Consider the following 13,074-nt stretch of genomic DNA (forward strand, 5'->3'; position numbering starts at 1 on the left):
CGCACTAACTGCCGAATTTACGGGCGGCATCCATGGCAAGTCCCAATCCGACGCTGCCAAACAAGTCGCCCGTCACAGGACGCGCATTTGGCAGATGGGTGAGGATTTGACGCCGGATTTCCGGCACAGCTGTCGAACCACCCGTCAGGAACACCGATTGAATATCTGCCCCTTTAATGCCCGCCGATGCGATGCATAAATCGATCGCCCGCACGATCCGAATCCCATCGTCATAGACCGCATGATCGAGATCGCCTTGATGCAGCACAGTATCCACCGGAGGGTCCAGGGGGATATGAAGGTCGACTTCGGGGCGTTCCGATAAGGCGATCTTGGCTGCTTCGACTTCGGCGGCGATGCGATGGCCTTTGCGTTCGACAAACACCTTGATCAACCGTTCCACCAACGCGGGCTTGTCAATCTGTGCCAGGATCGATCGTAGATAGTTGATATTCTGCGGCGTGTAGAGGGTCGGAATGCGGTGCCAGGTCGCGAGATCGTGAAACAAATGACTCGGCATCGGCAACTTCTTGGGGCCAATGAGGGCATCGTAACCAAGAAACGGCATCACACGATTGATGCTGAGCCGCCGATCGAAATCGGTGCCGCCAATGTGGACGCCGCTGCGACCCAGAATATCTTCAGATCGATCATGCCGCCGCAAACCTTCCGGCGACAGCCGGGCAATCGCAAAATCGGATGTGCCGCCACCAAGATCAACGACCAGGGCGAGTTCCTCCCGCGTCAAGGACTGCTCATATGCCAACGCCGCAGCGACAGGCTCAAATTGCATCTCGACGTGACGGAAACCCTGGGCTTTGGCGATGCCGATCAGTTCCGCTTCTGCCTGACGATCCGCTTCATCATCGTCGTCGACAAATCGCACCGGCCGACCCAGTACGACATGTTCCACCTGGCCACCGATCTTGCGTTCTGCCTGTGCCTTGAGATGCCGCATGAACATGCCGATAACGTCGCGGATCGCCACGCGTTTGCGCTGAACAAGCGTCGTGTCGTCGATCAAGCTGGAACCAAGGACGCTTTTCAGGGCGCGCATCAAGCGGCCTTCGGTGCCCTCGATATAGGCACCAATACCATCACGACCAAAGCGGGCCTTGTGATCTTCGTAGTCAAAGAAGATGGCGCTGGGCAGCGTAACGCTGTCACCCTCCAATGGGCACAGCACAAAGCCATTGCCGATATTAAGGCCGACAGTGGAATTCGAGGTCCCGAAGTCGAGGCCACAATAATATTGTTGCATAATGATCTAAATCCAATTGACTTCGCGGCTATTGAATAACCGCCCAGAGCGGCCGCCAAAGCAAAGACAGACCGCCAATGAAAACAACAGTTTCCATGATCCGTGCATGCAGCCGCAGCGACGTGCGTTGCAGAATCCAGCGCGCGAGATAATTTCCAGGAACCGTGCACAGGCCGACCAAGCCGGCCGCCAAAAGAAGGCCCATCGGCAAATTACCAAGGCCACCGAAGACGATGGCTTTGGTCAAATTGACCGACACCGAAATCGACGCGTCCGTTGCCAGGAAAGCTGGACCAACCAGACCGGCCCCCAGCAGAACCGGGACCATCAACATGCCGGCACCCGGCGTCGTTCCCGAGATCACGCCAATACATCCGCCGGCGACGGCCAGGCCCAATCGGTCGAGCCGCATCTGGCGCCGCTGAAGAAATCGGCCGATCGGGATCGATATGATAAGAAACGTCCCCAGCACGATCGCAATCGTATCGCGCTGCAAGCTCATGTAGATGGCCATGCCGACAGTCACCGCCGGGATCATCGTGACCAGAACGGCGAATGTCAGTTTACGATTGAGCCCATGGCGATAGAGCCAAAGTCGATGCAAATTGGTGATCAGCATGGCGAAGCTCAGGACCGGCACCACGTTCTGCACGCCGAGAATGGGCGCTAGAACCGGTGGCAGCAGCAACCCGCCGCCAAAACCGGTCATGCCACCGCAGGTGCCAGCGATGAACGCCGCTACGGCGGCAATCAGCAGATCGAGCCCGGACACATGTGCAATTGCAAAATCCATGCTGCCGTTTCCTGAAAGGACGAGCGGCGCATTGCAGGCCTTCGTCTGGCGTTGGAGCATATCCCGCTATGAAGTCAGGGTTTTAGGCCAAGTGAATGGACCTGCCCCGCCTGCGGTCGGGTCATATACCAGATTAGAACTTTGGAAACACCAACAGAATCGAGACCCACTCCTCCGGCTTGAGGCGATTCCGCGGGCTCAGCCACCGTCCAATGAGCGAATGGCCAGGGCCGTGGCAGAGGCGCGATTTTCCACGCCGAGCTTCTCGTAGATCTGTTCCAGATGCTTGTTAACGGTGCGCGGACTGATACCAAGGATATCGCTGATGTCGCGGTTGGATTTGCCGCGTGCCAGCCAGATCAGCACTTCGGCTTCACGGGCGGTCAACGACAAACGATGCCGCAGCGTCGCAATTTCGCTACCGGCCTGTGTACCAGCGAGGCGCAGGACATGCTCGTCCGCGCGGACCTGACCAAGATAGGAGAGCTCCAGGCGATTGCCATCGGTACCACCGGTCCATGTTGCGGCGTTACGGCCGCTGCCAGCGGCCCGCTCTAGCCACGCCGTGATATCGGAGGGCAGACGAAAATCAAGCTCCTCCAAGCCCGGATAGGATTGCTTCAGCAGCTTGGCCGCTTGCGGCGTGTTCCAGAGAATCCGGCCGTCTCCAGACACGGCCAGGAGAAACCGGCCGGCTGTATCAAGCGCCACGCGCGCATCCTGTGATCGCCTTGCATTGGTCAGATGCACACGCATCCGCGCCATCAGCTCGTCGACCACGATCGGCTTGGCAACATAATCGACGCCACCCGCTGCGAGACCGTTCACAATATGCTCGGTCTCAGTGAGCCCGGTCATAAAGATTACCGGTACGTGAGCAAGATCGTCGTTTTGCTTCAAGCGCCGACATGTTTCGAATCCGCTCAGGCCGGGCATCACTGCGTCCAGCAGGATAAGGTCTGGCGTGATCTGCTCCATGAGATGGAGAGCGGCAGCACCATCGACAGCGACGAGTACCGTGATTCCGGCCTCCTCCAGCGCATGTGTCAGAAAGCTCAGTGTCTCTGGTGAATCGTCTACCACGAGCACAATGTCGCGCGGGCGCACAATCTCGCCGGGCGGCACGACGGGATCGATCTGGCTAGAGTTCCCGATCACGTAGCGCCTCCAGAACGGACATATATTGCTTCAATTCGAAACTCTTTACCAAGGCGCGCATATCGGTCACGAAGGGAATATGCGTGGGGTCGATCTCCTCCAGTTCCGACAACTTGGCCTCAATACCGCGAACGTAACCGATCAATCCAAGTTGATGGAGTTCATCGAGATGACGTTGCGGCGGAATCTGTGCCAATGGCGTGGTGCCTGCGGAGATGGTGATCTCCGAAGGCACCACGCCCCGGCAGATCGGCAACCTCATATGCCCAATCGAGGCCGAGGAGCGTCCGCATCGACTCCAGCAACAGCCCGACATCGGTCGGCTTGCCGATAAAGGCATTGTGATCGTCATCCGGACCGCCTCCGGCTCTCGTCTCATCGATGTTGGCGGACACCATGATGATCACCGCTTCGCGATGTCCGGATTGACGCAGCTGCCTTGCCACCTCCCAACCGGTCAAACCCGGCATGGAAATGTCGAGCAGCAGCAGATCGGGGTGGACCTCATCCGCCAACTTCAGGGCAGCATTTCCATCCGACGCGCAGAACAGCGAAAAATCCAGCGGCACCAGGATGTCACGTAGAAGATCAAGATGCGCCACATCGTCATCTGCTGCCAGAACGGTGATGCGACGCCCGAGATAGCCCAGAACCTGTCGCCTCTCCGAAATCGACGGCAGAGGTGCCGGCGCCTCGGAAAGAAACAGGCGGACCCGGAACGTGCTACCCTGCCCAGGCACGCTTTCAACGGAAATTTCACCGCCCATGATCTCGGTCAGCAGCTTGGTGATGGTTAGCCCAAGCCCCGTTCCGGGAACCGCACGTGCCGCCATGGCCGAGCCACGCTCAAAGGGCTCGAATATCCGCACCATATCGTCCGTCGGGATGCCAATGCCGGTATCGGTGATCTCGAATTCGCTGACCTGCCCACGGTACCGATGGTGCAGTGTCACCCGACCACGGTCGGTATATTTGACCGCGTTGGAGAGCAGATTGATCAGAATTTGGCGCAAACGCTTCTCATCCGCATAGACGAACGGCGGCAGATGCGAGGATCGATCATAGGTGAAATCGACCCCTTTCGCCTTCGCCTGAATCCGGAACATGTCGACGATCTGCTTCAGAAAGTCGTTGGTAGCAATCCGGTCCCGGTTAAGGTGCAGGCGTCCCGCCTCGATCTTGGCAATATCCAGAAGGCCATCCACCAAGGTCGACAGATGTTCGGCGCTGCGGCGGATAACACGGATGGCGTCCTGCCGGTGCGGTGGCACCCCCGTATCGCGCTCCAACAACTGGGCATATCCAAAGATCGCGTTCAATGGCGAGCGAATTTCATGGCTCATGCCGACGACATAGCGGCTCTTCGCGAGGTTGGCGGATTCCGCCGCCACTTTTGCCTTCTGCAGTTGCTCGTAGGTTTTTTCATGCGCCTCGATTTCGTGCGTCAGCGCTTGCGTTTGCCGTTCCTTTTCCTCTTCCGCGACACGGCGGCTTTCCTGTGCCAGCACCATCAGCCAGGCGGCGACTCCCATGATTACGAAGAGGGCGAAGTAGACCGACAGCAACGTCCCGCGCAAGGCAGCGGCGTTCGCGCCGAGACCCACGCCCCCCTCAAGAACAGCGATCAACAGCAAGGCCACCATGATCACCAGATTGAACATGATGAAGACGCCGGCGAAATGGCCGAGGCGCGTGTTCATGCCGAGCGCTATACGCGACGGCAGCAGCTTTCCCAATAACAGCTGCAATTGCTCGCTAAAGCGGCTGTTCGTCTTGCACATATCATGGCAGCGCGCATCAAGCGTGCAGCAGAGTGAACAGATCGGTCCAGCATAGGCAGGACAGAAAGACATGTCTTCACGCTCGAATGCATGCTCGCAAATGCAGCACGCGACTTCCCCCTGGCCGCCAAGGTCTCTCTCAGGTGCGCGAGCGATGTAATAGCGGCCCTTGGTGAGATAGGCGATGATGGGCGCCGCCGCGATCGCGACGAAGAGACCGAGGAACGGTGCCAGAGATTGCATGGCATCGCCCATCAAGCCAAAGAAAGCCGCGGTCGAGGCGACGATCGAGATCAGCATGGCGCCCACGCCGACCGGGTTGACGTCATAGAGATGGGCGCGGCGAAATTCGATATAGCTGGGGCTAAGGCCCAGCGGTTTGTTGATGACAAGGTCCGCCACCAGCGCGCCGATCCAGCCCACGGCGAAATTGGAATAGAGGCCGAGAATCTTCTCGATCGCCTCAAACACGCCCAGTTCCATCAGCAGCAATGCGAGGGCCGCATTGAACACGAGCCAGACCACGCGCCCCGGATGGCTGTGGGTCAACCTGGAGAAGAAGTTGGACCAGGCAATGGAGCCCGCATACATGTTGGTGACATTGATCTTCATCTGACAGGTAATGACCAGGATGCCGGTAAGGATGATGGCCATGCTGGGCGACAGCGACATGGATTCGAAGGCGACGCGGAAGATCTGGGTGGGCTCCGCGGCATGCTCATATGGCACGCCGTAATCAAGGGCGAGTACCGCCAGGAATGACCCCGCCAGCAGCTTGCCACCGCCGATAAAGACCCAGCCCGGACCAGCCGGCAACATCGCCGCCCACCAGGCCAATCGGCTGCGCCAGCCGGAACCGGCTTGCTGCCGTTCAGGGAGGAAACGTAGATAATCGACCTGTTCGCCGATCTGCGGCACGAAGGACATCAGGATCGAGGCCGCCGCGCCGAACAGGAACAGATCGAATCCGCCATTGGCCGTCCCATCGCGCCCTGGAAAAGCAATCCAATGGTCGATCGCCGTGTGGTCGTTAAAAGCGATATAGACCAGCGGCACGATCTGTAGCACCAGCCAGATCGGCTGCGTCCACAGTTGCATGCCACTGATGAAGCGGATGCCATAAGTGACAATGGGTATGACCACCAAAGCGCAGATGACATAACCCACCGGCAACGAGATGCCGAAGCACATCTCGAGCGCCAACGCCATGATGACGGCTTCAACCGAGAACAATAAGAAGGTGAAGGAGGCATAGATCAGCGACGTGATGGTCGAGCCCAGATAGCCGAAGCCAGCACCGCGGGTCAGGAGGTCGATATCGACCCCATGCTTCGCCGCGTAATAGCCGATTGGCAGGCCGGTCAGAAAGATCAGGACGCCGACGGCCATAATAGCGGTGAAGGTGTTGCTGAAGCCGTAATCCAGCGTCAGCGATCCGCCGATAGCTTCGCAGGCCAGGAAGGATGCCGCGCCAAGGGCCGTGTTTGCGACGCGGAAACGTGACCAGCGGCGTGCGGAATGTGCCGTGAAGCGCAGGGCATAGTCTTCCAGGGTCTGATCACCGACCCATTGATTGTATTGCCGCCGCACACGCGCAATGCGTTGCCGCCCTGTCATCGTCCCAACTCGCCCAGCAAGCGCCTGCCTGCCTGCAATCGATGCCTGGCCGACGCTTCCCCCTGGTTCTGCATGCCCCACCTACCACGCTGCATCAGAGTGCATTCTGCTGCATTGCGGCAACATACGTCAAACACCCCATACCCGCCCGCTTCCGACCGGCGTAGCGTTGCTAAGGATCGGAAAGATTGGGGTTTTCCTGCTTTGCGCCAGATCTCCCCCGCTCCACGGCATACCTTTCAAATGCCCAAATGTGTGCGATGCAACATCGCATATCTTATAAATAGAGGAGGTTACAGATGGTGAGTTCAACGAAATTGGGCGCTCTCGGGGGCGCTTTGATGCTTGCTGCGACCGGCATGGCCGCAGCCCCAGCCTTTGCGGAGGACACGATCAAGGTCGGCATTCTGCATTCGCTTTCCGGCACCATGGCGATCAGCGAAACAACGCTGAAGGACGTCATGCTGATGCTTATCGATGAGCAAAACAAGAAAGGCGGACTGCTCGGCAAGAAGCTGGAGGCGGTAGTTGTCGATCCTGCGTCGGATTGGCCGCTCTTTGCCGAAAAAGCCAAGCAGTTGCTTGAAGTCGACAAGGTCGCGGCCGTGTTCGGCTGCTGGACGTCGGTCAGCCGCAAATCGGTTCTGCCGGTGTTCGAGCACGATAATGGCCTGCTGTTTTATCCGGTCCAGTACGAGGGTGAAGAGAGCTCGAAAAACGTCTTCTATACCGGCGCTGCACCGAACCAGCAGGCGATCCCGGCGGTGGACTATCTGATGAACGAAGAAGGCGTCCAGCGCTGGGTGCTCGAAGGCACGGACTATGTCTATCCTCGCACCACCAACAAGATCCTCGAAGCCTATCTGAAGTCCAAGGGCGTCAAGGCAGACGACATTCTGGTCAATTATACGCCGTTCGGCTTCTCCGATTGGCAGACCGAAGTATCCAAGATCAAAGAATTCGGTTCGGCCGGCAAAAAGACAGCGGTGGTTTCGACAGTCAACGGCGATGCCAACGTCCCTTTCTACAAGGAACTGGGCAACCAGGGCGTAAAGGCCACGGACATCCCCGTCGTTGCCTTTTCCGTGGGTGAAGAAGAACTTGCCGGCCTCGACACCAAGCCACTGGTCGGGCATCTCGCGGCCTGGAACTACTTCATGAGCGGCGATACCCCGGAGAACAAAGCCTTTATCAAGGATTGGCACAAGTTCATCAAAAACGACAAGCGCACCACCAATGACCCGATGGAAGCTCATTACATCGGCTTCAACATGTGGGTGAAAGCAGTCGAGAAAGCCGGCACGACCGATACCGATGCGGTGGCCGATGCGATGATCGGCGTCTCCGTGCCGAATCTGTCGGGCGGCTATTCGGCGATGATGCCGAACCATCACATCACCAAGCCGGTATTGATCGGCGAGATCCAGGCTGACGGGCAGTTGAACACCGTGTGGCAAACGTCTGGCCTCGTCGCCGGTGACGAATGGTCGGATTATCTCGAGGAATCGAAGGATTTGATTTCGGATTGGCGCAAGCCGTTGTCTTGCGGAAACTTCAACGTCAAAACAGGCAAATGTGGCGGTACCGTCGTCACTCAATGACGGCCGACTAGAGCGTCACTGCCGGTGGATCGGAGCTCCCGTCCACCGGCAGTTGCCGTGACCTTCGCCTGCCCTTCACCGGAGCCTTGCCTGTGACGCGTTTTTCTTTTGCATTTATACTACTTGGCCTGCTTGTTTCGGGGCTCTGGTCGTGTCCAGCGCAGGCCGATGCAATGGACGACACACTGAGTGGCTTTGCCAGCACGGCCTATGCCGATATCGAGAAAACCGTCGTTGCCCTTGCCGCATCGGGCGATCCCTCCGCGGCTCCCATTCTGACCGCCCTCGCTGCCGGCCGGCTGATGTACGCTCCGGACAAGGCGTTATTCATCAAGACTGAGGATGGCGCGATCCTGGCCGCGCGATCTGGGCAAGCCGTGGCCGGAGACGCCCCTGCTGACCTCAAAACGGTGAAGGTCAACAACAAGGTGCGGCGCGCAGTCGAGGCCGCCATGGGCCAATTAACCCTGGGTTCGGTCGATCCGGCGCAGCGCCTTGCATCAGCAGAAGCTGCCTTTCATGCCCCTGATCCCGCTCAATTGGCACCTCTTGAGGCCGCCCTTGCCAAAGAATCCGATCCGAAGATCAAAACTGAACTGGAACAAGCGCGCGCCGCGATGATCCTCGCCAAATCCGACGCGACTGATGACGATAAGATTGCCGCCATCGCTGTGCTGGCAGAGCGCGGCGACCAGGACGCGAAGTCATTTCTGAACGCCGCGGCCAATCAGGGATCGGCAGCGGTGGCAGACGCGGCAAACGCGGCTCTCGCCAAAATCGATTGGTCCCTCGCGATCTGGTCAGCTGTGCAAAGCGTCTATTACGGCCTCAGCCTGGGTTCGGTCCTCCTGCTGGCCGCAACCGGCCTCGCCATTACCTTCGGTGTCATGGGCGTCATCAACATGGCCCATGGCGAGATGGTGATGCTCGGCGCCTACACTACCTATGTCGTGCAACAGACGATTCGGGACAGTGCGCCCTTCCTGTTTGACTATTCTTTGCTGATCGCAACGCCCCTCGCCTTCCTCGTCGCTGGCGGCGCGGGCATTGCCGTCGAGCGGACCATGATCCGTTTTCTCTACGGCAGGCCGCTGGAAACCCTACTCGCTACCTTTGGGCTGTCCTTGGTGCTGCAGCAGGCGATCCGCAGCATCTTCGGCCCGACCAATCGCGAAGTTGGAAATCCATCCTGGATGAGCGGTGCCTTTGACCTGGGTGGCCTGACCCTCACCTACAATCGCATGTGGATCATCGTCTTTGCCGTCGTGGTGTTCGCACTGCTAATGCTGATCCTGCGGCGAACCTCGCTTGGTCTCAGGATGCGTGCCGTGACGCAGAACCGCCGGATGGCAGGAGCGATGGGCATTCGCACTGCCTGGGTCGATACATTGACCTTCGGCCTGGGATCTGGCGTTGCTGGAATCGCCGGCGTGGCTCTCAGCCAGATCGACAATGTCAGCCCCAATCTTGGCCAGGCATACATCATCGACAGCTTCATGGTGGTGGTGTTCGGTGGTGTCGGCAATCTGTGGGGAACCCTGGTCGGGGCGCTCTCCCTTGGCATCGCCAACAAGATTCTGGAGCCCGTCGCTGGCGCCGTTCTTGGTAAAATTGTGGTGCTGATCCTGCTGGTGCTTTTCATCCAACGCAAACCGCGGGGATTGTTTCCGCTCAAGGGCCGGGCGGTGGAATCATGATGTCCGAGCGCCTTGGCCTGTTTCGGTCCGGCTTCGCGTCTGCCGTGCCGCTGGCTATCATGGTCTTTGCCATTCTGGCGGCGCTCCTCAACTTGCTGCTGCCGGAAACATCAGCGTTGCATGTCCCCGGTTACGCCATCGCCTTGCTGGGAAAATATCTTTGCTATGCGTTGCTGGCACTGAGTGTCGATCTGGTGTGGGGCTATGTAGGCATTCTCAGTCTTGGACATGGCGCCTTTTTTGCCCTCGGCGGCTACGCCATGGGCATGTACCTGATGCGCCAGATCGGATCCCGCGGGGTCTACGGCAATCCGATCCTACCGGATTTCATGGTGTTCCTGAACTGGCCTGAACTGCCTTGGTATTGGTATGGCTTTAATCACTTCGCCTTTGCCATGCTGATGGTAGCCCTTGTCCCTGGTTTGCTGGCTTTCATCTTCGGGTTTCTCGCCTTCCGAAGTCGCGTGACTGGCGTATACCTCTCCATCATCACTCAGGCCCTTACCTATGCCCTACTGCTGGCCTTCTTCCGCAACGACATGGGTTTTGGCGGCAATAACGGATTGACCGACTTCAAGGAAATTGTCGGCGCTGATCTGCAACTTGCCGGCACCAAAGCGGGGCTCCTGATCGTCAGTGCCGGACTGTTGAGTGCCTTTTACATCTTCTGCCGCCATCTTACCCGGTCACGATTTGGCAAGGTGCTGATCGCTGTCCGCGATGCGGAAAGTCGCATGCGCTTTCTCGGCTATCGGGTCGAGAGCTACAAGCTCGCAATCTTCACTTTTTCGGCCGTCATGGCGGGAACCGCAGGTGCCTTATATGTGCCGCAGGTGGGAATCATCAATCCCGGTGAATTTGAACCGGCGAACTCCATCGAGGCCGTCGTCTGGGTCGCGGTCGGCGGCCGCGGTACCCTATTGGGCCCCATTATCGGCGCGATCCTGGTCAATTTCGGCAAGACGATCTTCACGGGAATCCTGCCTGAGCTTTGGCTTTTCGCCTTGGGTGGCCTGTTCATTTTTGTCACCCTCTTCATGCCGCAGGGCATCATGGGGCTTTGGCCAAGCCTGATGAAACGGCTGAAGCCTCTGCGCTGGCCGACTGGCGGGGCATTGCCGATGAAAGAGCCAGAGGCCGGAGAATGACAAATACACATCAGATCGGCATAACGCCCGAACATTTGCAGCCGCTGCTCTATCTCGACGGCATCACCGTCAGCTTCGATGGTTTCCGCGCACTGAATGCCTTGTCGCTGGTGGTAGCGCCGCTGGAAATGCGGGCCGTGATCGGACCGAACGGTGCCGGCAAGACAACCATGATGGATGTCATTACCGGCAAGACGCGCCCGGACGTAGGCAGCGCGTACTTCCGCGGTACGACCGACCTTACCACCCTCAGCGAAGCAGCGATCGCTGAACTGGGAATCGGTCGGAAGTTCCAGAAGCCGACTGTCTTTGAGAATCAAAACGTGTTCGACAATCTCCTTCTGGCACTCAAGACAGATCGCCGTCCCACCCGTGTCTTGTTCTCCAGGGAGACATCGGCCGAGCGCGACCGCATCGACGAGATATTGACCATCGTCAAACTGATCGGACGGCGCGAACGATTGGCAGGCGAATTATCGCATGGACAAAAGCAATGGCTCGAGATCGGCATGCTCTTGGCCCAGGAACCCGAACTGTTGCTAGTCGACGAGCCCGTGGCCGGCATGACGGATGCCGAGACGGAGGATACGGGTGAACTCCTGCGGGAGATCAACAAGACCCGCACCGTTGTGGTGGTGGAACATGACATGGCCTTCGTCCGCGCACTCGATGTCAAAGTCACCGTTCTGCACGAGGGTGCTGTGCTGGCCGAAGGATCCCTTGATCATGTCAGCGCCGATCCACGTGTGATAGAAGTCTATTTGGGGCGCTGACAATGCTCGCCGTTGATTCCATCGATCTCTACTATGGCGCCGCGATCGCCCTGAAGAAGGTGTCGCTGCATGCCGTGCCGGGCCGGGTCACCTGTCTTCTCGGCCGTAACGGAGTCGGCAAGACCAGCCTGCTACGTGCCATCATCGGACATCACCCAGTGAGATCGGGTCGCATAGAATGGGATGGCACCGACATCGGCGGATTGCGGCCTTATGAACGAGCGCGGCGCGGCATCGCCTATGTACCGCAAGGACGCGAGATATTCCCGCTGCTGACAGTGCAGGAGAATCTTGAGACCGGCTTCGCCGTCTTGCCGCGCGGTGAAAGACGCGTCTCTGCCGAAATATTCGAACTGTTTCCGGTTCTGGCCAGTATGCTGGGAAGGCGCGGCGGCGATCTTTCGGGAGGGCAGCAGCAGCAGCTGGCCATCGCGCGTGCCTTGGTCATGAAGCCACGCTTGCTGCTGCTTGATGAGCCCACCGAGGGCATCCAACCGTCAATCATCAAGGATATCGGCCGCGTCATCTCCCTGCTCGCGTCGCGCGGCGACATGACGATTCTTTTGGTGGAGCAGTATTTCGACTTCGCCCGCCAGCTCGCCGACCGCATCGCGGTCATGGACCGCGGTGAAGTCGTTGTCGACGATGCCACGGAAAATCTGGATCCTGAGGTGGTACGGCGCTTGATTTCGGTGTGAGACAGAACCGCAGAAACCTTGGCTTCTTAGATGAATTGGTCTTTAATTCCTATATTTAAGTATCATTTGCATCGCACGCAGATAGACAGTTGCAATCACAGTTCTAAAGAACGGCAGATCCTCGAACTGACATGGCGAGCGCAATTGATGCACCAGCCACACCCTCGGTGCATCTGTTGAAAACAGAATGATAAATGGTCGCAGCCGCACACCTTGCCACCAGGCATCGGTCGCCGTCGCTCAGGCAACTGCCCGAAGAAATCGAGATAATTTCCCAAGGTCGCACAAAGTGTGACCATATGATCAGACGATGATCTCATATCATCCATTTGCTCGACTTTAGGTACTCGCGGCCGACATTTGATGCGGCACATGCCAGCAGAACAACCTGCTGCGCGAGATACTTCGTTCGTGAGACATTTCGTGTCACTTGACCACGCTGAGGTTCTGCATTGCAGGACAAGGCATCTGCTCCATCGGCAGCATGTAACCCGCCAAACGACCTAAGGAACAGATGGCCGCCTGCCTTTTGACTTCTTCAGGCAAA

The 13,074-nt window shown here is 58.2% G+C and carries 10 protein-coding genes; 5 read left to right on the forward strand and 5 right to left on the reverse strand.

The window, feature by feature from the left end; genetic code table 11:
- Positions 1–4 precede the first annotated feature (4 nt).
- The 5 genes from AC1DWZ_RS15245 to AC1DWZ_RS15265 all read right to left on the reverse strand — a co-directional run bounded on the left by AC1DWZ_RS15245 (position 5) and on the right by AC1DWZ_RS15265 (position 6,610).
- Positions 5–1,261 (reverse strand): Hsp70 family protein, encoded by a 1,257-nt coding sequence (locus tag AC1DWZ_RS15245; protein ID WP_477169770.1) that lies wholly within the window; start codon positions 1,259–1,261, stop codon positions 5–7.
- A 28-nt stretch (positions 1,262–1,289) separates the two neighbouring features.
- The gene (locus tag AC1DWZ_RS15250; RefSeq protein WP_477169771.1) at positions 1,290–2,054 is read right to left on the reverse strand and encodes a TSUP family transporter; all 765 of its coding nucleotides are present in this window, start codon (positions 2,052–2,054) and stop codon (positions 1,290–1,292) included.
- 198 nt (positions 2,055–2,252) lie between these two features.
- Positions 2,253–3,212 carry a response regulator gene (locus tag AC1DWZ_RS15255; protein ID WP_477169772.1) on the reverse strand — a complete coding sequence of 320 codons (960 nt, stop codon included), beginning with the start codon at positions 3,210–3,212 and terminating at the stop codon, positions 2,253–2,255.
- Positions 3,196–3,408 carry a hypothetical protein gene (locus tag AC1DWZ_RS15260; RefSeq protein WP_477169773.1) on the reverse strand — a complete coding sequence of 71 codons (213 nt, stop codon included), beginning with the start codon at positions 3,406–3,408 and terminating at the stop codon, positions 3,196–3,198. Before AC1DWZ_RS15260 ends, AC1DWZ_RS15255 begins: the two co-directional genes overlap by 17 nt.
- Positions 3,374–6,610, reverse strand: coding sequence for a hybrid sensor histidine kinase/response regulator (locus tag AC1DWZ_RS15265; protein ID WP_477169774.1), 3,237 nt, complete (start codon positions 6,608–6,610; stop codon positions 3,374–3,376). The genes AC1DWZ_RS15260 and AC1DWZ_RS15265 overlap by 35 nt, the downstream gene beginning before the upstream one ends.
- Positions 6,611–6,951: 341 nt before the next feature.
- On the opposite strand from AC1DWZ_RS15265, the gene urtA reads away from it, so the two are divergent.
- The 5 genes from urtA (at position 6,952) to urtE (ending at position 12,527) form a co-directional block, all read left to right on the forward strand.
- Positions 6,952–8,211 carry an urea ABC transporter substrate-binding protein gene (gene urtA / locus AC1DWZ_RS15270; protein ID WP_477169775.1) on the forward strand — a complete coding sequence of 420 codons (1,260 nt, stop codon included), beginning with the start codon at positions 6,952–6,954 and terminating at the stop codon, positions 8,209–8,211.
- 173 nt (positions 8,212–8,384) lie between these two features.
- The gene (gene urtB, locus AC1DWZ_RS15275) at positions 8,385–9,908 is read left to right on the forward strand and encodes an urea ABC transporter permease subunit UrtB (protein ID WP_477169776.1); all 1,524 of its coding nucleotides are present in this window, start codon (positions 8,385–8,387) and stop codon (positions 9,906–9,908) included.
- Positions 9,905–11,056 carry an urea ABC transporter permease subunit UrtC gene (gene urtC / locus AC1DWZ_RS15280; RefSeq protein ID WP_477169777.1) on the forward strand — a complete coding sequence of 384 codons (1,152 nt, stop codon included), beginning with the start codon at positions 9,905–9,907 and terminating at the stop codon, positions 11,054–11,056. Before urtB ends, urtC begins: the two co-directional genes overlap by 4 nt.
- A complete protein-coding gene (urtD, locus tag AC1DWZ_RS15285; protein ID WP_477169778.1) occupies positions 11,053–11,829 on the forward strand; it encodes an urea ABC transporter ATP-binding protein UrtD in 777 nt (258 codons plus the stop codon). The genes urtC and urtD overlap by 4 nt, the downstream gene beginning before the upstream one ends.
- A 2-nt stretch (positions 11,830–11,831) precedes the next feature.
- Entirely contained in the window at positions 11,832–12,527 is a 696-nt protein-coding gene (gene urtE / locus AC1DWZ_RS15290) for an urea ABC transporter ATP-binding subunit UrtE (RefSeq protein WP_477169779.1), read from the forward strand.
- The last annotated feature ends 547 nt before the right edge of the window (positions 12,528–13,074 follow it).

It is taken from the genome of Dongia sp. P2_B8 (genome assembly GCF_056404715.1).